Annotated in this window: 15 protein-coding genes and 1 pseudogene; 10 read left to right on the top strand and 6 right to left on the bottom strand. The window is 43.3% G+C overall.

Features of this window, described 5'->3' with window-relative positions; all coding sequences use genetic code 11:
- Both VNZ46_RS20240 and purD read right to left on the bottom strand, forming a co-directional pair.
- On the bottom strand, positions 1-2,939 hold a 2,939-nt coding region (locus VNZ46_RS20240; protein WP_325562003.1), incomplete at its 3' end, for an amino acid adenylation domain-containing protein.
- A 624-nt stretch (positions 2,940-3,563) separates the two neighbouring features.
- The gene (gene purD, locus VNZ46_RS20235; RefSeq protein ID WP_325562001.1) at positions 3,564-4,835 is read right to left on the bottom strand and encodes a phosphoribosylamine--glycine ligase; all 1,272 of its coding nucleotides are present in this window, start codon (positions 4,833-4,835) and stop codon (positions 3,564-3,566) included.
- A 181-nt stretch (positions 4,836-5,016) separates the two neighbouring features.
- Here purD and VNZ46_RS20230 point away from each other — a divergent pair, with 181 nt between their 5' ends.
- From VNZ46_RS20230 to VNZ46_RS20185, 10 genes are all read left to right on the top strand, one after another.
- Entirely contained in the window at positions 5,017-5,517 is a 501-nt protein-coding gene (locus tag VNZ46_RS20230; protein WP_325561999.1) for a sigma-70 family RNA polymerase sigma factor, read from the top strand.
- Positions 5,504-6,145, top strand: a complete 642-nt coding sequence (locus VNZ46_RS20225) for a hypothetical protein (RefSeq protein WP_325561997.1) — start codon at positions 5,504-5,506, stop codon at positions 6,143-6,145. The genes VNZ46_RS20230 and VNZ46_RS20225 overlap by 14 nt, the downstream gene beginning before the upstream one ends.
- Before the next feature lie 183 nt (positions 6,146-6,328).
- A complete protein-coding gene (secA, locus tag VNZ46_RS20220) occupies positions 6,329-9,634 on the top strand; it encodes a preprotein translocase subunit SecA (RefSeq protein ID WP_325561995.1) in 3,306 nt (1,101 codons plus the stop codon).
- A 139-nt stretch (positions 9,635-9,773) separates the two neighbouring features.
- Entirely contained in the window at positions 9,774-10,214 is a 441-nt protein-coding gene (locus VNZ46_RS20215) for an SPOR domain-containing protein (RefSeq protein ID WP_316835701.1), read from the top strand.
- On the top strand, positions 10,207-11,391 hold the full coding sequence (locus VNZ46_RS20210; protein ID WP_325562005.1) for an amidohydrolase: 1,185 nt from the start codon (positions 10,207-10,209) through the stop codon (positions 11,389-11,391). The genes VNZ46_RS20215 and VNZ46_RS20210 overlap by 8 nt, the downstream gene beginning before the upstream one ends.
- Positions 11,392-11,401: 10 nt before the next feature.
- Positions 11,402-12,334 carry a hypothetical protein gene (locus VNZ46_RS20205; RefSeq protein WP_325561991.1) on the top strand — a complete coding sequence of 311 codons (933 nt, stop codon included), beginning with the start codon at positions 11,402-11,404 and terminating at the stop codon, positions 12,332-12,334.
- Positions 12,335-12,380: 46 nt separating this feature from the next.
- Entirely contained in the window at positions 12,381-13,946 is a 1,566-nt protein-coding gene (locus VNZ46_RS20200; protein WP_325561989.1) for a serine hydrolase, read from the top strand.
- 29 nt (positions 13,947-13,975) lie between these two features.
- A complete protein-coding gene (gene dnaG / locus VNZ46_RS20195; protein ID WP_133783529.1) occupies positions 13,976-15,934 on the top strand; it encodes a DNA primase in 1,959 nt (652 codons plus the stop codon).
- Positions 15,934-16,296, top strand: a complete 363-nt coding sequence (locus VNZ46_RS20190; protein ID WP_325561986.1) for a YraN family protein — start codon at positions 15,934-15,936, stop codon at positions 16,294-16,296. Before dnaG ends, VNZ46_RS20190 begins: the two co-directional genes overlap by 1 nt.
- Positions 16,277-17,353 carry a glutaminyl-peptide cyclotransferase gene (locus tag VNZ46_RS20185; protein WP_325561984.1) on the top strand — a complete coding sequence of 359 codons (1,077 nt, stop codon included), beginning with the start codon at positions 16,277-16,279 and terminating at the stop codon, positions 17,351-17,353. Before VNZ46_RS20190 ends, VNZ46_RS20185 begins: the two co-directional genes overlap by 20 nt.
- A 51-nt stretch (positions 17,354-17,404) precedes the next feature.
- On the opposite strand, the gene VNZ46_RS20180 is transcribed toward VNZ46_RS20185, so the two are convergent.
- The 4 genes and pseudogenes from VNZ46_RS20180 to pgi form a co-directional block, all read right to left on the bottom strand.
- Positions 17,405-17,935: a DUF4251 domain-containing protein gene (locus VNZ46_RS20180; RefSeq protein WP_325561982.1), complete on the bottom strand. Its 531-nt coding sequence runs from the start codon at positions 17,933-17,935 to the stop codon at positions 17,405-17,407.
- 118 nt (positions 17,936-18,053) lie between these two features.
- Complete coding sequence (locus VNZ46_RS20175; protein WP_325561980.1) at positions 18,054-20,126, bottom strand: insulinase family protein; 2,073 nt, start codon at positions 20,124-20,126, stop codon at positions 18,054-18,056.
- A gap of 25 nt (positions 20,127-20,151) precedes the next feature.
- Positions 20,152-21,465 carry a pitrilysin family protein gene (locus tag VNZ46_RS20170; RefSeq protein ID WP_325561978.1) on the bottom strand — a complete coding sequence of 438 codons (1,314 nt, stop codon included), beginning with the start codon at positions 21,463-21,465 and terminating at the stop codon, positions 20,152-20,154.
- 42 nt (positions 21,466-21,507) lie between these two features.
- A pseudogene (pgi, locus tag VNZ46_RS20165) lies at positions 21,508-21,980 on the bottom strand (glucose-6-phosphate isomerase); the annotation flags it as partial.

Here is a 21,980-nt window from a genome sequence, read left to right as displayed (position 1 = left end):
ATTTCTGTATTCTTACCCACTTTTGCACCCAGTAGTCTGAAAAATGGCGCTACGAAAACGGTGGCATAGATAGGATGCATCACAATCAGACTCAAGGACATCAACTGGTCTGCCAGCCATTTACGAATATAGAAAACGCTGTAAATGGAATGCTTTCCTGGTTTGATGCCATGTTGCAGCAATCTGGTCACCGCTATGGTTTCAAAAGCATATAAAATGATATAAGAAATGGCCAGCAGGGGCACAGTGATCATATAATTGAAATTGTAATCTGGCGCTGCATCATCCATCGCATTTAAAACCAGTATGGTAGGCAACAGGGGCAATAAAATAATGACTGGGAAAAGGATCAGCAGCACTGTAAAAATAAAACTGTACAAGCTGCGTTTAGCCGCAGTGACCAGTAAGGGCTGAGGAAGCTCATCCATGGTTTTGGTTTCTTTAAGCTGGGCAGGGCTGCCTTTCCAGACTTCACGTGCGCCTATTTTTTGCCCGGATTGCAAGTGGCTCAAATCCTGAAGTTCTCCCCATTCTTCTACAGTGGCATCGGCAGAAATAATGGCGCTGCTGCCAATATAGGCGTGGTCTCCAATATGAATGCTGCGGAGTTTCAGCCAGCCATCTTCCACAACTGCATTGTTAAAAACCACCTGAGAACTGATGCTGACATCTTCTCCTATGGTGAGCAGATCTTCTGCGCCAATGGTTAATGAACTGAGTTGTGCAGAGGGAGCCACTTTAACACCAAGCATACGCAGATACACCGGATAAATTGGCGTTCCGTTCATAAACTGGGTAGGAATTAAAGCTTGTATGGTTTTCACAAACCACCAGCGGAAATAATAACTTCCCCAAAGCGGATAATCCCCGGCACGGATCTTCCCGATGACCAGCCGTTTCACTAAAATACTCAGGGAAGTGAAAAAGGGTGGAATCAGGCAATAAAGACCTAGTGCAGTGACAATTCCATAGGACAGTTTTTCTGTACTTTCCCGTACATAATAATAGCCCAGATAAGGAACAAATATTTGTATAGCAAACAATCCATAGATGAGCAGCAGGGAAATGCTCTGTGCAAACCAGCAGGTAAGGTATCTCCATCGTGGTATTTTGTTAAAGATACTTTGCTTTGGCGGCGCTTGTTGCGGAACCGATTCCCATACATGGACCAGGCTACTGAGCGGACGGTGTGTATAAACGTCTTTTAATGAGGCATAGGGAATATTGCAGTCGTTGCGGAGCTTGGAAATAAAGGCTGCCGCCAAAAGGGAATGTCCACCTAAGTCCGTAAAAAAATCAAGATCAAGGCCAATGTCTCTGCCTGGAAAAATCTTCCTGAGCATGGCGAGCACCCGGTCTGGCAATGGGGCATTTACATCCAGTGTTTCCCCGGAAAGGTCTGCGGGTGTACTCAGCATGGCTTCTGGTACAGGAAGCGCTTTCCTGTTCACTTTTCCACTGGGCATCCGGGGCATTTCTGAGAGAATGGCTATCGTACCTGGAACCATATAAGGTGGCAGGAATTTGGCCAGTTCCAGCCGGATCAGTGCATCGTCTAAATTGATGGTACCATCAGGAACCAGGTAGCCTACCAGTTGATCCTGGTCATTGCTGTCTTTTTTTACGGCTACGGCCGCGGAGGATACCCCTTGAAGTGCGTTTAACCGGCTTTCAATTTCTCCCAGTTCAATCCGGTAGCCTCTGAGTTTGATCTGGTCATCCAGCCGGCCAAGAAAGTCAATACTTCCGTCGGTATTGATGGTGGCAGCATCGCCGGTGCGGTAAATCCGGTCTCCAGGCATCAGGACCAGCGGCTCTGGTTTATTCAAAAATTTCTCTGCGGTAAGTTCCGGAAGATTTACATAACCATTGGAGACCCCCGGTCCAGAGATGACCAATTCTCCCCGTTCTCCAAGTGGTACAGGATTGTATTGCTCATCTACAACCGCAAGGCCATAATTGGGAATAGGCAATCCTATAGTGATGTTGTCGCCCGGATGCAATTCAGCCATGGTGGCTGATACGGTTGTTTCGGTAGGTCCGTAACTGTTAAAGAATCTTCGGGAAGGCGTTGCCCATCGGGCCAATACCTGTGGTGTACAAGCCTCTCCTCCGGCATTGATAAGCCTGATGGAGGGGATGGTATCTTCCACAACGGCCAGCAGGCTGGGTACCGCGTGCAAGATGGTGATGCCTTGTTTACGCAGTGTATCACTGAGTTCATCAATAGCCTTGGACGTCGTATTGTCGGCTATCCAAAGTGTAGCCCCGGCAAGGTAGCTTACCCAGGTTTCTTCACACCACATGTCAAAGGATACAGAAAAACCCTGGTATACTTTGTCTGCCGGCAGGATATTAAAAATATATTGTTCGGCACGGACCAGATGACAGATCTGGCGGTGCGTAATAGGAATTCCTTTAGGCTTTCCGGTACTGCCGGAGGTATACAGGACATAAGCATCATCATCAGGCCCGGCAGCAATACCACCACTCGCAAGTGTAGCCTCTGCATTTTTCTCTGCTCCAGGCTGTGGGACTTCCAACTGTAAGCAGCCGGCGTTGATCTGATGTTCACAGAAACAGGCTGCAGCACCTACTTCGCTCATTACCAGTTCCACCCTTTCTGCAGGCATTTCCCGGTCTAAGGGGACGTAAGCTGCCCCTGCCTTAATGATACCCAGGATAGCCACATGCAATTCGAGGCCGCGAGGCCACCATATACCTACCTTAGCTCCTTTTCCAATCCCTTGCTGATTTAAAAATTGAGCAACAGCATCGCTCCACTGATCCAGTTCAGCGTAGGAAAGGGAAGTCTGGTTAAAAATCAGCGCTGTGTGCTGCGCATGTTTTTTAGCCGTTTCCCGAAACAAATCTGCCAGGGTTTCCTCGCGAAGAATTTCCGGTTTTAAAGGTCCGGTAACCATACTCACAGGCATCATATCAATATGCGTTCATTTAGATAGAAAAATAGAGGAAGTGGCAGCCGCCTCTACGAAGTACCAAAATACATTATTTTTGCGAAGTGTTTGATGTCTTTTCTAAAGACAGGAGCTAAGTGGCATGTATAGAGCGTTAAATAATAAAAATGTGACCGGAAGGGACCAGAATAAAATGAAATCGTGCATAAGAGAAGGTAGGTTTGGGTAAAAGTTTGTTGAAAAAACAATATTACTCTTCGTAGACTACGCTTTCTGCGCCTCGCTGTGCGAGCTGCTTTGAAAGCTGAGGTCCCTCTGAGTAATATTGTTTTTTTTAGGCGCTTAGCTGGAGGGGGAGTCCAGGCATGGCGCGTAGGAAGACCGTATAGTCCTGGTTTGCACCCTGTCCGGTCACTACCCTCCCTCTGCAATTTGCTACGGAAAATTTTCGTATGCTGCGGAAAGACCTCAGAGATCTGCGGCTTCTTCAGCCGCCTGATATCGTTAGTCTTGAAGCGGCAGTACAGAATTTTCCGAACAATTCACTTCCAGCACACCTGTTCCGTTCCTGGTAAAACCTGGATTGGCTTTAAAAAACAAAACCCGCTTTTTGGCAGCAGGCTTCGTTTAGATTTTTTTGTATAATTACATCAGGTCAAACCCGATATCTTCCCGGAAGTATTTCCCATCAAAATAAATGCGCGCCGCATCTGCTGTTGCAGATTGCAAGGCTTCAAACTGGCTGTCCTGCAAGCTGGTCACTGCCAGTACACGGCCGCCGTTACTTTTAATGATACCTCCTTCAGAAAGGGTTCCTGCATGAAATACAGTCGATTGTCTGACATTATCCAATCCGCTGATGCTTTTGCCTTTCTCGTAGGCACCGGGATATCCACCAGCAACGATCATTACGGTTGCTGCATTTTTAGGACTGATGCGGATTTTTACATCCTTTAGTTTTCTTTGAGCTGTAGCCTGGAATAGTTCTACCAGGTCGTTTTCAATACGAGGCATAACGCTTTCCGTTTCCGGATCGCCCATTCTGCAGTTGTACTCAATAATCATTGGTTGATCACCCACTTTGAACAAACCAAAGAAAATGAAACCAGTATAGTCTATTTTGTCTTTCTTCAAACCATTAATAGTTGGAATGATGATGGTCTTTTCTACCTCAGCCAGGAATTTCTCATCCGCAAAGGGAACAGGAGAAACCGAACCCATTCCGCCGGTATTCAAACCCGTATCGCCCTGACCAATGCGCTTGTAGTCTTTCGCTTCCGGTAAGATCACATAATTTTCTCCGTCTGTTAATACAAACACAGAAAGTTCGATCCCCGTTAAAAACTCTTCTATAACAACAGTTGTTCCGGCATCGCCGAACTTACCACTAAGCATCAGTTTAAGTTCTTCCTGAGCTTCGGCCAGATTGTCTATAATCAAAACCCCTTTACCTGCGGCCAAACCGTCAGCTTTCAAAACCACCGGGAAGCTATGTGTTTCCAGATAAGCCAGGCCGTTTTCCAGGCTTTCCTTGGTGAAAGACTTTGATCCAGGCGTAGGGATACCGTGGCGTGCCATAAATTGTTTGGAAAAATCTTTGCTGCCTTCCAGGATTGCGCCTTCTTTTTTAGGACCAATTACGGGAATCGCGGCAAGACTTTCATCTGCAAGGAAGAAATCATGAATACCATTGACCAGCGGGTCTTCAGGTCCCACCACAACCATGTCTATTTTTTCCTTCAGGACCAGGTCTTTTACTGCAGGAAAGTTGTTCGGACTGATGTTGACGTTTTTTCCGTAAACAGAAGTTCCGCCATTTCCAGGTGCAATGAAGAGTTGTTCACATTGAACGGACTGGCTCATTTTCCAAGCCAAAGCGCTTTCTCTGCCGCCAGAACCTAATAGTAAGATATTCATCTATGTTGTATATTTTGTGGTTTTCAGCAAATATACCGCTTTAACTAAATTATTATAGTTAAAGTTTTACATTAAAAGCACCAGGTGCCGGGACCTATAATTTCCAGATATTAGAAATAATAGGATGAAGAGATGTAATTTTAAGTGCGGTGCTGACGACTTACTGTAAAAATTAAAAGTGATGGATAAGGTATTTATCGAAATGATAAACAAACATCGTGGGATTATTTATAAAGTATGTCAGCTCTACTGTCAGGACAAGGAGTACCAGAAAGATCTTTTTCAGGAAATTGTTTTACAGCTTTGGAAATCCTTTCCCTCCTTTAGAAACGAAGCTAAATGGAGTACCTGGATGTATCGGATTGCATTGAATACAGCCATTACCAATTTTAGAAAGGAAAAAAAGATCCCTCCGCAAAGAACCATTTCCAGTGCTGAATTTGAGATCCCTGACCTGGATTCCAATGCCGGCGGTCATGAACATATGGGTTTGTTAAAGCAAGCTATTGGACAGCTTAGTCAGATTGAAAAGGCGGTTATCTTACTTTATTTAGAAGAAAAAAGTTACCAGGAGATCGGTGAAATTATGGGGATCACCAAAACGAATGCCGGCGTGAAAATTAACCGGATAAAAATAAAGCTGGAAGGCATCATTAAAACTGCAGAAAATGAACTTAGATGAGATGAAAGGAGCATGGAATGCTTATGGTAACCAGGTGAAAACCACGGCCGATATTGAAGAGGGAGCGATTGCCCGTATGGTGAGGGAAAAATCCGGCTCTGTGGTATCCAGGATACAGAAGAGTTATATTTACGGGATCTGTATGGCCGGATTTTATGCGCTCTGTTTTGTTGCGCTTATATTGGGCAATGCTTTCGATTATACCTATTCACTACAGTTCATACCACTTTTACTCCTGCTGGCTTGTTTTATCGTGGTGCTCGTTTTATTACTATACGCCCGTGCCGGACTGAAGCGTGCCGACCTCTATTTGCAAAGTCCGCAGATGTACCTTGATGAGGTCATTAAAGCTTACTGTAAACCTCAACGGTTTTTGTTCTCCCTGGTGGTGCTTGTTTTTGTTTCCAGCAGTATCCTGATCCCTTTGACCTTTTTGCCCAGAAAACTGGAACGTGAGGATGTCTGGCACAGTTTGGCCCAGGTATTCCTGCCTTTGGTTATGATCGCTGTGGTTTATTTGGCCGCCAAAAGAATGGGCTACCTAAACAAGAAGCAATGGTACGGCTTTAAAACCAATCTGGAAGAGCTGAACAAGTTAAAACGATTGGCTTCTGAACTAAAAGATTAATTGGTATGCCGGTTTTTCTTTACCTCTAAAGAAAGAATGTTAAATAAAGTCATTAGACTAAAGCAAAGTACAGGATATTTTGTAATTTTAGCGCCCGACAACTGCCAATCTGACTTATAGTTTGCTGTGGCTTGGTTGTTGTAATTTGATGATTTTAAAATAAATAAACACAAGCATAAAGAAATGTTAGGATTTTTAACCAAGGTATTTGGAAGCAAATCAGAAAGAGATATTAAAGCCATACAGCCAATCGTCATCAAGATCAATGAGGAATACGCTAAGCTTTCAGCATTATCTAATGATGAATTAAGGAATAAAACAGTCTATTTTAAAGATGTTATTGCTAAAGCATTAGCAGACATAGACGGTAAAATTGGCGGACTTAAAGCAGATGCAGAGCAATCTGAATTGTCATTGGCTGAAAAGACAGCTTTGTATGATCAGATCGATGCGCTGATCAAAGACCGGGATAAAGAACTCGAAGTGGTATTGTCTGATATCCTTCCGCAAGCTTTTGCTGTAGTGAAGGAAACCTCCAGACGTTTCTCTGAAAACCAGTTTCTGGAAGTAACTGCAACCCAGTTTGACCGGGATTATGCGGCAAGAAAGAGCAATGTGAAAATTGAAGGGGATAAAGCCATATGGGCTAACCATTGGGATGCAGCCGGTAATGAGGTGGTATGGAATATGGTACATTATGATGTTCAGCTGATCGGTGGTATTGTATTACATAGCGGTAAAATTGCAGAGATGGCTACTGGTGAGGGTAAAACCCTGGTAAGTACACTTCCTGCCTATCTGAATGCTTTGGCCGGGCAAGGTGTGCATATCGTTACAGTGAATGATTACCTGGCCCGTCGTGACTCGGAGTGGAATGGTCCTTTATTTGAATTCCATGGTCTGGCGGTAGACTGTATTGACAGACATGAGCCAAACTCTCCGGAACGCAGAAAAGCTTATCTGGCGGATATTACTTATGGTACCAATAATGAATTTGGTTTTGACTACCTGCGTGACAATATGTCGCAGGAACCTGGCCAGCTGGTACAGCGCAAGCTGCATTTTGCCATGGTGGATGAGGTCGATTCCGTTTTGATTGATGATGCCCGTACCCCTTTGATCATTTCAGGACCAGTTCCTTTTGGAGATCAGCACGAGTTTCATGAATTGAAACCAAGGATTGAGCGTCTGGTTAATGCACAAAAAGAATATGTAACCAAAGCTTTAAATGAAGCTAAAAAATTAATCAATGATGGTAAAGCCGGAACCGAAGAGGGTGAAGGTGGATTGGCGCTGTTAAGAGCACACCGTGGTTTGCCAAAAAATAAAGCACTGATCAAGTTTTTAAGTGAAGGTAGTGTAAAACAAACCTTGTTGAAAACGGAGAATCATTATATGGCAGATCAGTCTAAGAACATGCCTAAGGTAGACTCTGAACTGTATTTCTATATCGATGAGAAAAACAACCAGGTAGAGCTTACGGAAAAAGGTATTGAACTGATCACCAAATCTGGTGAGGATCCTCATTTCTTTGTTTTGCCTGATGTGGGTACAGAGATTGCTGATATTGAGAAATCAACTTTGAGCAGTGAAGAAAAAATTGCCAGAAAAGATGAGCTGATGCGTGATTATTCCATCAAGGCAGAGCGTATCCACTCGGTAAACCAGTTGCTGAAAGCCTATACCTTATTTGAGATTGATGTTGAATACATTATTGATGAAGGTAAAATTAAAATCGTAGATGAGCAGACAGGCCGTATTATGGATGGCCGTCGGTATTCTGATGGTTTGCACCAGGCTATTGAAGCTAAAGAAAATGTAAAGGTAGAAGATGCTTCGCAAACTTATGCGACGGTGACTTTACAGAACTTTTTCCGGATGTACCACAAACTTTGCGGTATGACGGGTACAGCGACAACAGAAGCTGGGGAGTTCTGGTCTATCTACAAACTGGATGTGGTAGAAATTCCAACAAACCGGGTGATCTCCAGAAAAGATCATCAGGATTATGTATACCGCACCATTCGTGAAAAATATAATGCAGTGGCAGAAGAAATTGTTCAGCTTACTCAGGCTGGACGTCCGGTACTGGTAGGTACCACTTCGGTAGAGATCTCAGAATTGCTGAGCCGTATGCTGAAACTGCGTGGTATCAAACATAATGTACTGAATGCGAAAATGCACCAGAAGGAAGCAGATATTGTTGCTGAAGCTGGTCAGGCCGGACAAGTAACCATTGCCACCAACATGGCGGGTCGTGGTACGGATATCAAGCTTGGGCCTGGTGTTAAAGAAGCCGGTGGTCTGGCGATTGTAGGTACCGAGCGTCATGAGTCCCGTCGTGTAGACAGACAGCTGCGCGGTCGTGCCGGACGTCAGGGTGATCCGGGTTCTTCTCAGTTCTTCGTATCCCTTGAAGACAACCTGATGCGTTTGTTTGGTTCTGAAAGAATCTCTAACATCATGGTGAAAATGGGTATTGAAGATGGAGAAGTGATCCAGCATTCTATGATCACCAAATCTATTGAACGTGCACAGAAAAAAGTGGAGGAAAACAACTTCGGTATTCGTAAGCGCTTGCTGGAATATGATGATGTGATGAACTCTCAGCGTTCTGTGATCTATGCAAAACGCAGAAATGCTTTGTTTGGAGAGCGTTTGGATGTAGACATGAACAATATGGTGTTCGACGTTGCAGAAGATATCGTTACAGAATATAAAGAAGAAGGAAACTACGAAGGCTTTAAACTGGAAGTGATCAAAAACTTCTCCCTGGATACGTCAATTACAGAAGCGGATTTCAGTGCAAGAAATATCCATACTTTAACGGATAAGTTGTTTGAAGAGGCTGCAGCTTTCTACGCCAGGAAATCGGAAGGCATGATCAATCAGGCCATGCCGGTATTGCATCAGGTGTTTGAAGAACGCGGAGAGCATATTGAACAGATTGTGATTCCGTTTACTGATGGTTTACGTAGCATCCAGGTTCCTGTGAATTTAAAAGCAGCTATTGACAACAATGGCCGCGAAGTGACCAAAGCTTTCGAAAAAACAATTGTTTTGGGCTTAATTGATGAGTCCTGGAAAGAGCATTTGCGTGAAATGGATGAGTTGAAGCAATCTGTACAGAATGCGGTATACGAGCAAAAAGATCCATTGGTTATCTATAAAATGGAAGCTTTTAACCTGTTTAAAAACATGCTGAATGCGGTTAATAAAGAGGTGGTGAGTTTTTTGTATAAAGGTGGTATTCCTGTGCATCAGGAAGCAGAAGACCTTCGTGCCCCGCAGGCGCCAAGACCTGCTCCCAGCCGTTTAAAAATGTCTAAGCCTGAGTTTCAGCAAGGCGGTGGCGAAGCGGTAATGGAAGATACCCGGGAACAAGTGCCTCAGCAACCGGTACGTAAAGAGGTTACAATTGGCAGAAATGAGCCTTGTCCTTGCGGAAGCGGCAAAAAATACAAGAATTGCCATGGCGCAGGATTGTAATTTGTAATAAACATATAGAATGCCGAGTTTTGTAAGAAATTCGGCATTCTTTTTTTATAGCCTTTTCATGAAACCTGTATAAGCCTGCATTAAAAAGCATTGCTTATATAAGCTTCAGCACTGTGAAAACCTAATTTAAATGAAAGTAGTTTATACCTGTTTGTTTTGTTTGTTATGTGTTCCTGTATTTGCCCAGAAGAAAGGTGAGGTCATTATTATTAAAGATCCGCTGATTGACAGCATGATTGAGAAAAGACTGGAACTTAGTAAAAAGACAGCTCCTGCGACGATCAAAAGAACCGGACCTGTTGTGGCGCAGATGGGATATAGAGTGCAGGTTTTCTACGGTTCCGACCGAAGAGAGACCTTCCGGGAGCAAGCCAGGTTTAAAACCCTTTATCCTAAATTAAATACCTATATTACCTACAGGGAACCCAATTATTATCTGAGGGTGGGAGATTTCAGGACACGTCTGGAAGCGCAACGTCTTATGAATGCGCTCCGGCCTAATTTTCCAACGCTTTTCATTTTCAGAGAAAAAATTAATGCCCCTACTTTAGATTACAGCAATGATGATTAAAGATCAGATACAAGAACAGGCCGCTCATATCTTTGATGAAGTGGTGGCTTCACGCAGACATTTACATGCCAATCCGGAACTCTCTTTTAAGGAATTTGAAACCTCTTTATTTGTGCAGCATAAATTGAAATCCTGGGGCATTCCCTTTACAACTATGGCCAATACAGGTGTAGTCGGTATCATTAAAGGAGATTTGCCTTCTGATCAGGTGATTGCACTGCGTGCAGATATGGATGCCTTGCCTATTCATGAAGCGAATGACAAACCTTATGTTTCTAAGAATAAAGGGGTGATGCATGCCTGTGGTCATGATGTGCATACCTCTTCGTTATTAGGAACGGCTTATATTCTGAACCAGCTTAAAGCAGCGTTTGCCGGAACAATTAAACTGATCTTCCAGCCTGGAGAAGAATTACTGCCCGGTGGAGCAAGCATTATGATTAAAGAAGGGGTATTGGAAAACCCTAAGCCTGATCATATCATTGGTCAGCATGTAATGCCTTTTATTGATGCTGGAAAAGTGGGTTTCCGTTCGGGAATCTATATGGCTTCTACAGATGAATTGTATGTTACGGTCACTGGAAAAGGCGGACATGGAGCGCAACCTCACCAAAATATAGATCCGGTGTTGATTGCTTCTCATATCATTGTGGCCCTGCAGCAGATTGTGAGCAGGAACGCAGATCCGCGTTTGCCTTCGGTGCTTTCTTTCGGAAAGGTGATCGCTAACGGGGCAACGAATATTATTCCAAATGAGGTGAAACTGGAGGGAACCTTCAGAACCCTGAATGAGGAATGGCGTGCGGAAGCAAAGCGTTTGATGAAAAAAATGGCCGAAGGAATTGCAGAAAGTATGGGTGGAAGTTGTGAATTTAAGATTATGAATGGCTATCCTTTCCTGGTGAATGAGCCGGTACTGACCGATAATGCGCGTGCTTATGCAGAAGATTACCTGGGCAAGGAAAATGTGCTTGACCTGGACATCTGGATGGCTGCGGAAGATTTCGCTTATTATTCACAGGCTACTGATGCTTGTTTTTACAGGCTAGGTACGGGTAATGCAGAAAAAGGAACGACCTATTCTGTACACCACCCTAATTTTGATGTGGATGAAGACGCACTAAAGGTTTCAACAGGTTTGATGGCTTATATTGCATTAAAGCAATTGGGGAACTAATTGGCTTTTTATGAGATATAGTCTGTTTATACTGCTATTGCTGTGGAGCTTAAAAGGGTATAATCAGGAAATTCAACGTTTTACTGCGGATACAATTAAAACCATACAGCTTGATTCTACAGTAAACATTACTGCAGAGCGCTTGAATGTGGAGACTTTTATTCGTGCGGTAACTACCGATACCAGTTTTTATCAGGCTTTCCGCAACATGAAAAAGTATGCTTTTACAGCGGAAAACAGCATTTATACCTACGATAAGAAAAATAAGGTAACAGGGCGTTTGTACAGGAAGATGAAAAGACAAACATCGGCCCCCTGGCTGGAGTATCTGGTTAAGCAGGATACTGGCCACTTGTTTAAAAAGAACGGAAAATACGAACTGTATACTGCAGAGATGTTCGATTATATCTTTATGAATGCTTATCAGTCGGCTTATACCAATGGGCCTTCAGTAGTTGGTAAAGCAGCGGGCGCTAATGCAGGGTATAAAGAGAAGTTGAAAACACTGATCTTTTCACCTGGCAGGCCGGTAAAGGGCTTGCCATTTATTGGCGATAAAACGGAGATCTTTACCGCCAATATGCGTCAGTATTATGATTACGCTTTTTTCAGCGGGACTTACCTGGATTCTATCCCGGTTTACCGCTTTAAAGTGACGGTAAAGCCAGACTTGAGCAGTTGGACCAAAGGCGGTTTGATGATTAAAGAACTGACCACCATTTTTGACAAGCGGAATTTTGAAATTCTAGGTAGGTATGTAGATATGAAGTACAGCAATATGCTTTTCGATTTTGATGTGCAAATGAATATCGAGATGCGCTATTTTGGAGAAGAGAAATTACCTGCTAAAATTAGCTATCAGGGTAATTGGAATGTACCCTTGAAGAAACAGGAACGTGCAAGTGTGCTGGTTTTACAAAAAGACTATCATTTGGGTAAATAACAAAGAAGAGGGATTTTTTATAACTTTATAAGGCAGTACTTTTGCTATGAATAAAAACAAAATCATGGGTTTGGCGGCCTTATTGCTGTTTAACTTTGCGGTAAATGCGCAATTGAGCTCCAGCCAGGTTGATAGCCTGGTCCAGAAAACACTGGTTACCTTTGATGTTCCCGGAATAGCTGTAGCTATTGTAAAAGATGGGAAAGTGATTCATAGTAAGGGCTATGGCGTTCGTTCTTTAAATACAAAAGAGCCAGTCAATGAAAACACTTTTTTCGGTATAGCTTCCAACAGTAAGGCCTTTACAGCTGCGGGATTAGGCATATTAGTAGATGAAGGAAAGCTGAAATGGGATGATAAGGTGGTAGATCTGATCCCTGGATTTAAGATGTACAATCCTTATGTGACCCAGGAATTTACGGTAAGAGATTTGCTGACCCATAGGAGCGGACTTGGTTTAGGCGCTGGTGATCTGATGATCTTTCCGGATTCAAACCGGGTAACAAAAAACGAATTGATCCATAATTTGCGATACCTGAAGCCTGTATCTGCTTTTAGGACCAAGTTTGATTACGATAATCTGTTGTATATTGTTGCGGGAGAGGTATTGGCAAAGGTTTCCGGGATGAGTTGGGAGGAATTTATTGAAACCAGGATCATGAGGCCATTGGGAATGAATTATAGTGCGGCTTCTTATCCGCGTTTGAAGGATAAAGCAAATTCTATTGATGCACATGCTCCTGTAGATGGAAAGCTCAAGGTGATCAGTAAAGGTTTTCCGGAGATTTCTAATGCGGCAGGAGGTATATGGACCAATGCTGATGAATTGAGTAAGTGGGTCATCATGCAGATGAACGGTGGGAAATATGGAGAAAGTCTGGCTAAAAAATTATTCAGTTCGGAAGTACACGAAGAAATGTGGTCTCCACAAACTATTATGCCTGGAGGTGGTAATTATAGGAACCATTTCAGAAGTTATGGCCTGGGTTGGTTCCTGAGTGATGAAAATGGTTACCTGGAGGTAGAACATACAGGAGGATTAAGTGGAATTGTTTCTCAGGTCACTTTGATCCCGGAAATGAAACTCGGAATCATTGTTCTGACCAACCAGGAGTCCGGTTATGCATTTACTTCTATTACCAATTCCATTAAGGATAGTTATTTTGGGATTAAGAAAAAGGATCGCATCAAGTCCTATAAAGAATTGGAAGAACAGAATGAAGCAGAGGGTAAAAAAGTAACTGAAGCTGTATGGGATGCTATTAAACTACAACAAAAGAAGAACTCGGAAAAGCCGGATTTAAGTCGGTATGAAGGGCTTTTTAGAGATTCCTGGTTTGGCGAGGTGCAGATTCAGCAACGAGATGGGAAACTCTGGTTCCAGTCTTTAAACTCTCCTAAATTGGGAGGAGAGATGTTGTTTTATAAAGGAAATACCTTTGTGGTGAAATGGGTGCAAAGAAGCATGAATGCAGATGCATTTGCGATCTTTTCTTTAGACAAAGATGGTAAAGCTACAAGGATGAAGATGGAGGCGATTTCTCCACTTACTGATTTTAGTTATGATTTCCAGGACCTGGATTTCATTAAGAAAGATCAGAATAAGATTTAAATGAATGAATGAAATAAAGAATTTAATAAATGATTAACCAGGCTACCATAGACAAGATCATGGACACCGCTCGTATTGAGGAGGTGGTTGGTGACTTTGTGGCCTTGAAGAAGCGCGGTACGAGCTTAATTGGCAATTGTCCTTTTCACAATGAGAAAACGCCTTCTTTTAATGTTTCTGTAACCAAGGGAATTTATAAATGCTTTGGTTGTGGTAAGGGAGGAGATTCTGTCCATTTTATTATGGACCACGAGAAGTATTCTTATCCCGAGGCTTTAAAATACCTGGCTCAGAAATATAACATAGAGGTTGAAGAAACTGTACAGTCTCCGCAAAATCTGGAAGCACAGAATGCAAGGGAAACTTTATATGTGGTTTCACAGTTCGCGGCCGGCTTCTTTGCCAATGAACTTTGGACAGGGGCCGATGGAAGGGCTATTGGTTTAAGTTATTTTAAGGAGCGGGGCTTCAGGGAAGACATCATCAAGAAGTTTGAACTGGGTTATTCTCCTGATGTATGGGATGCGCTGACGCTTAAAGCGGTAAACAGCGGGCACAAAGAAGAGTACCTGGAACGTGTGGGTTTATCGATCCGTAACGATAAAGGGAAACTCTATGACAGGTTCAGAGGGCGGGTAATGTTTCCCATCCATAACTTTACCGGCCGAATTATAGGCTTTGGCGGAAGGACTTTAAAAACCGATAAAAAGGTTCCTAAATATGTCAACTCACCGGAGAGTGATATTTACCACAAATCCAATGTGCTGTATGGTCTTTTTCATGCTAAAAAGGCCATCCGGGATACGGACAACTGCTATCTGGTAGAGGGTTATGCGGATGTATTGTCTGTGCATCAGGCTGGTGTGGAAAACGTAGTGGCTTCTTCGGGAACCTCTTTAACTACAGAACAGATCAGGCTGATCAGTCGTTTTACACAAAATGTGACCATCTTATATGATGGGGATGCAGCGGGTATAAAGGCTTCTCTGAGGGGATTAGACATGATCCTGGAGGAGGGGCTGAATGTAAAAGTGGTCAACTTTCCGGATGGACATGATCCGGATTCTTATATGCACCATGTAGGTTCGGGTGCTTTTAAGGAATATATTGAGAATAACCGCAAGGATTTTATCCTGTACAAGGCCAATACCCTGCTTAAGGAAGCTGGAAATGATCCGATTAAAAGAGCGGGTATTATCCGGGATATTGTAGAGAGTATTGCGAAGATCCCGGACGACATCAAGGCTTCTGTTTTTATCCGGGAATGTAGTCACCTGCTCCAGGTAGAGGAAAGGATTTTACTTTCGGAGCTGAACAAAATGCGGGCGGCAAAGTTCAAGAAATCTGCACCTTCAACGCCCTCGCCCTCTGCTTCACCTTATGAAGATGGCCCGCCGGATAATCTTTTTGAAGATGGTGCACCAGGTGTTCCTGCCGAGCCGGTGGAAAGCAGAAATGAGACCGACATTCTTCAGGAGCAGGAAATTGTGCGGTTGCTGCTGACCTTTGGCCATGAGCTGGTGAGCTGGGACAATATTGACAACATGTATATTGGCTCTTTTATTATGCAGAATCTGTCTGACGTTACTTTTGAAGATGGCGTGTGTGCGAAGATCATTGCGCACTATAAAGAAGAAATCGAGAACGGGCATCTGCCTGTCGCCAGCCAGTTTATTAAAAACCCGGACAGGGAAATTGTTAACCTGGCCATTACCTTATCTACTTCGCCCTATAGCCTGAGTGAGAACTGGTACAATAAGCACCAGATCTACGTCAGGGATGAGACGGTGAATTTAAAGGCAACAATTCTGAGTGGGATCTTTCACCTGAAGAAAAGAAAGGTAGACCGTATTTTGTTAAATCTGCTGCAAGAAATCAAAAATGAGCAGGATGCGGTGAACCAGGAGATCCTGATGCAGCGTTATTCTTTTATTAAAGGGGTAGAAAGGGAAATCTCCAAGTTCCTGGGTTCTGTAATTTTGAAATAATGGCGAAACACATTGACCTTGGGAAATATGGCGAGGACCTGGCTAAAGATTATCTGGAAAAGAAGGGCTACAGGATTTTAGAGCAGAACTGGGTTTATGGCAGGGCAGAAATAGATTTGATTGCCTTCTGGGAGGACCAGATCATTTTTGTGGAGGTGAAGACCAGGCGTTCTGCAGAGCATGGAGAACCAGAAGATTTTGTGGATTGGAAAAAGGAAAAACAACTGGAATTTGCTTCACTGGAATATATAGAGCGGAAAAACCACCAGGGGGAGATTCGTTTCGACATCATTGCAATTGTGTTTGAAAATAAAGAACTTTATACGATAAATCATATAGAAGATGCATTTTGGCCAACTTAGGATAAAAAAGAATCTACTCGCTTTTTGCGTGGCAATGGGCGTTACTTTTACTTTCGCTTGTAAACAGGATAAAGGCGCGGCCAGCATAGGCTTTAAATCGCCTGAACAGGGTAAGGCAGTAGGGCAGGGAGAAGATGTTAAAATTGAACTGGATGTCCCTGCAGGTACACAGGTTACAGCGGCAACCTATCTGGTAGACGGTAAGGTCATGGGCTCGAAAAGTAATGCAGAGGCATTTACTTTGCATACGAAAGAGTTGCCTTTAGGCTACAGGCTGGTTTCTGCAGTGGTGGAACATTCTGGAAGTAAAGATACATTGACGGTGAATATGGAATTGAAATCAGCCCTGAAGCCTACTGAGTTTGGCTATAAGGTGGTGAATACGTTTCCGCATGATACTACTTCTTATACACAGGGGCTTGAATTCCATGATGGTAAATTCCTGGAAAGTACCGGAGAATATGGTTTTTCTACATTAAGGTGGGTAGACCTGCAATCGGGCAAAGCTTTGCAAAAGATCAACCTGGATAAAAAATATTTTGGAGAAGGATCTTCCCTGGTGGGAGACAAAGTGATCTTGCTGACCTGGCAGGAAAATACGGGTTTTGTATACGATGCCAAGACCTTTAAGCAAACAGGAACCTTTTTGTATCAGAACAGCCGTGAAGGCTGGGGCCTTACTTATGACGGGCACAGGCTTTTGAAATCAGATGGGACCAATAAGATCTGGTTTTTAAACAAGGATACTTATCAGGAAGAAGGCTTTATTGAGGTGTACGATAATAAAGGACAGGTAGATCAGCTGAACGAGCTGGAATATATTGACGGTAAGCTGTACGCTAATATCTATCAGACGGATAAAATTGCTATAATTAACCCATTAACGGGCGTTGTAGAGAGTTATATTGATTTGACCGGGATTCTTCCGGCAAAAGATAGATTTTCGAATACAGACGTTCTAAATGGCATTGCCTGGGATGCAAAAGGAAAGAGACTCTTTGTGACGGGAAAGAAATTCGATAAACTGTTCCAGATTTCACTGGTGCCGAAGAAATAATCTGCCGTCCCGGTTGTTGCCGGGAGGACAGATTTATCTTTTTTGAATGCCTTATTTTTTTGGTTTTTTAGGCTCGCTGATGTACCCGTAGAAAGAAATGGGTTGTCTGTTGTTGTTGGTCACATTTAGCGTGGCATAGCCGCTCTCCGATACGTCAAGAATCATTTTTTGACTGTCTTTTATGTCTTTAGGAATAATGGTAATGGTCCAGCCGCCTTTTTTCTTTTTGGTATTGGTGTAGGTAAAGTCTTTGGACTTAAATTTTATTCCTGCATCGTCTGGGTTCATGGTTGCGGTATATGCCCGGCCATAATAAGGCAGGTAGGCTACTATACTATCCTTTTTAATGGTCAGGTCATATTGAGATCCACTTAAATTGATATTACCAGCACCTCCCGGATTGTTCATTCTGTTGAGTACCCGGTTGACATCCATGTTGGCCATAGGCATGGCACTGGTGGCCTGAAAAACGAAATCCTGATCTTGTACTACCCGTTGGGTGGTCGCTTTATCTGTCTGTGCAATAACCGGTAAGGTCAATGCGATGAGCAAAATGCTTAATATATTTTGAATTCTTTTCATGTTGATAAAGATTATACTATGAATATAGACATTTTTTTGCGTGAATGGTTTAAAATACAGGGGGATAGGTAAACAAAAAAGGCGCCTTTTGGGCGCCCTTTTTAAAGTATTGTACTGTTTAATTGAAATCAGCAGCTTTCAGATCTGTGTTGAGTTTGATCTCTTTTATCGTGATCACAAATTCCTGACTGCCCTGAGGGGTTTGTACAGATTGGACCATTTTAAATGGAAGCAATACATTGTCTACTTTGCGGTAGTCGCTGTATTCAATCGTCTGATTAACGTCAGTTCCGTTTGCTTTTCTTGTTTTTTCTTCTTTTACCAGGTAGCCTGTAGCAATATCATAGTACTCTGTAGTGGCTTGACCAGAAGGAGAGGTAACGATCAGCTTATAGGCATCGGCTTGTCCAACTTTGGCAGTTCCGGTTACTTCAAGTTTGTTTCCTGAGTAGTTAAGCTGATCAAAAAGGCCTTTTCTGGCTTTCTTTTCTGCAAGTTCTTCAGCACCCAGATCTTTTTTCTGTCCCATCTGGCTTTGATAACCTGATGTTCCGTTGAAAGCTTCTTTCATGACAATGTTTCCTCCCATTGAGACTTCATTGCTTTCCAGGTTTGGCGCCAGTTGCTTGATGTTTAGGGCCAGCTTTTGTCCTTGTATCTCAAAGTCTGCAGTTTGAACAATAGAGTTTACTTTTTTTAATGCAGCTTCCCCACCAATTGCACTGATGTATTTAGAGAGAATTTCAGCCGCTGATTTGTTGACTGCTGCAGGTGTGGCAGATGCTGTAACAGGTACTGCATATTTGTCAAACGATTTTACTGTAAATCCGCGTTTCTGCAGTGCAGGGACAAACTGGTCTGCTTTACCAACGATGATCACACGAGCATCGTCATGTCCAAAGTATTTCTTGCTCACCCTAAGGATGTCATCAGCAGTAACAGCGTTGATTTTTTGCAGGTAGGTACGGTAAAAATCCTTTGGAAGGTTATTGATCAGGATGTTACTTGCAAAGCTGGCGGTACGTGCAGGGTTTTCCAGTCCAAGAGCAAAGGTTCCGTTATACAGGTTTTTTGCACTTTGAAGTACTTCCGGGCTCACTTTCTCTGTGCGCATAATATTGATTTCCCTTAAGAATTCCACTACAGCGCTGTCTACTTTTTCATTTCTTACCGCTGCATTTGCATTAAAGGCTGATTGGAAACGACCTGAACCTGTAGAGGAATAGGCGCCATAGGTGAAGCCGTGTTTTTCTCTCAGGTTAAGGAACAGTTTGGCATCGGCTCCACCGCCCAGGATTTCATTGGCCAGTAAAACCGCATGGTAATCCGGGCTACTTACCGGTAAGTCAATCAGATTGGTTACCGTAATTTCAGCCTGGGCTGCATTAGGTACATCTACCACATCTACTTCCGTTTTTGCCGGATTGCTCACTTTGGCCAGTACAGGGAGGCTGAGTGTGCTGCCTTTCCAGTCTCCAAAAGCTTTTGTGGCCAATGCCTTGGCTGCTTCTGGTTTGATGTCACCTACAAAGGTCAGGTAGCCTCTGGAAGGGGTAACCAACTTTTTATAGGAGGCTTTTACGTCGTCTAACGTGATCGAATTGATGCTTTGTTCGGTTTCAAATTCTCCAAACGGGTGTTTGCTTCCGTATGAAAGTGCATTAACTACCCTTCCGGATATGGCTTTGGCACTGCGTTCATTTGATTTTAAACCGGTAAGGGTTTGAGATTTCAGCTTGTCAAAAGAAGCTTGAGGGAAAGAGGGGTTTCTGATGGCATCTGCCATTAACAAAAACGCACTGTCGAAATAACGGGTCAGAGCAGAGGCACTTCCTCCGCTGGCAGAGGTGGATACTTGTGCGCCGAGCTGATCTACAGCTTCATCAAACTGCGCTTTGGTTTTGGTACTTGTACCTTCTCCAAGCATGCCGCTCAACAAGCCGGTTACACCTGCTTTTGAGCCTTCTGTGATCGGGCCTGCATCGATGCTGTAGCTTGCAGATACTTTTGGTAATTTATGGTTCTCAACGACTAATACTGTAATGCCGTTTGGCAATTTATAGATTACCGGATCTGTAATGGTAATGATGGGTGCAGGGCCTGGTTTTGGTTTCTGGCTCCTGTCTAGTTTTTGCGCTGAGGCTGTATGTATGGATATTGCGGCCAGTGCAAATAGGAATATCTTCTTCATGGTCATCTTTAAATGGTTAGAAATTCTATTTTTTAGGTAGGTAATAAAGGACTACACGCTGGTCTTTGTTCAGGTATTTGCGGGCAACATCTCTGATCTCTTCCCGGGTGATAGACCTCACAGTCTCTAATTCTTCATTGATGTCATTGGTGTTTTTGTTGTGAAAAGTATAGCCGTTGGCCAGGTTTTCAGCAACGCCGATCATTTTGGTATTTGCACTTACATAGGCGTTTTCAAACTGGTTCTGCAATTTTTTGTAATCAGATTCACTGATCAGGTTGGTTTGCAGGTTAAGAATTTCTGCATCTATGTCTTTAAGCAGATCGTTTAGCGGTGTATTGTTATTTGGAATGGCGAAGGTTATATAAGCGCCATAGTCTTCCAGGGTATAGTTGAAAGCCCCAACTTCCAGAGCGGTTTTTTTCTCATCCACCATTTTCATTCTCAGTCTGGAGCTGCCGCCACCAGATAAAATGGAACTGACCATTTCAAGCACCTTGTTGTCTCGGCTTTTCATACCGGGTACGCGGTAGGCAGACATAATGGCTGGCAATTGTATGTTTGCATCGTATGTCGTATCAATGATCTGTTTGGTGATGGGTTTCAGCTCGAAAGTTTGTTTAACCACTTCAGCGCCTTTTGGAACTTCATCAAAATATTTGGCGATCAGTGCTTTGGTTTTTTCGGGATCGATGTCTCCTGCGATGGTCAGGACAGCATTGTTTGGTACATAGTACTTTTTGAAGAAAGCGATGAATTCACCAAGTTTGGCTGCATCCAGATGGGCCATTGAACCGATGGGCTGCCAGCTGTACGGATGGCCTTCAAACAAATGGGTGAAGATGTTTTCTGCGAACTTTCCGTAAGGTTTATTGTCAATCCGCATGCGTTTTTCCTCTTTTACCACCTCGTTTTGGGTTTTAACACCCGCTTCGTCAATTTTTGGATGGAGCATGCGTTCACTTTCCAGCCAAAGGCCAAGTTCCAGCTGATTGGAAGGGAATACTTCATAATAGAAGGTTCTGTCCTGGGTGGTATTGGCATTGTTCTGCCCGCCGTTACTGCTTACAATTTTCATGAAATCACCACGTTTCATGTTGTCGCTTCCTTCAAACAACAGGTGCTCAAAAAAATGGGCAAAACCCGTTCTATCAGGGTTCTCATCTTTAGACCCGACATGGTACATTACAGAAACAGCGACCACTGGCGCTGTTTTGTCTTCATGCAGGATCACATGAAGACCGTTGTTTAGGTCATATTCGGTGTACTTTACCTTTTGTGCAGACGCACTGAGGCAAAGACCGGAAATGGCCAGCGTTAATAAGAGATTTTGTTTCATTGCAAATCAGTCAGTTGTTTTATGATAATTGAGTTTAGTTGATTATCGCCAGTTTTTGTATTGATTGATCAATCCGTTGGTTGATGCATCGTGGCTGGATACTTCCTTGTCGTCTTTCAACTCAGGCAGGATGCTTTTTGCCAATTGCTTGCCCAATTCCACTCCCCACTGGTCAAAACTGAAAATGTTCCAAATGATGCCTTGTACAAATATTTTGTGTTCATACATGGCGATTAGACTGCCCAGCGTATAAGGTGTTACACGTTTGAGTAAAATAGAATTGGTTGGCCTGTTGCCTTCAAAAACTTTGAAGGGGGCGATTTTTTTAATCTCTTCTGCTGATTTACCTTCTTTTTTTAATTCTTCTTCTACCTGTTCTTTCGTTTTTCCGTTCATCAGGGCTTCTGTCTGTGCAAAAAAGTTAGACAATAAGATCGGATGGTGCTGACCAATTGGATTGAGACTTTGTGCCGGTGCAATAAAATCGCAAGGGATCAGGCGGGTACCCTGGTGAA

It is taken from the genome of Pedobacter sp. (assembly GCF_035566355.1).
In the GTDB taxonomy this organism is placed as follows: Bacteria; Bacteroidota; Bacteroidia; order Sphingobacteriales; family Sphingobacteriaceae; genus Pedobacter.
Note: the sequence above shows the minus strand (reverse complement) of the source record. Positions and strands in the feature narration are given on the sequence as shown.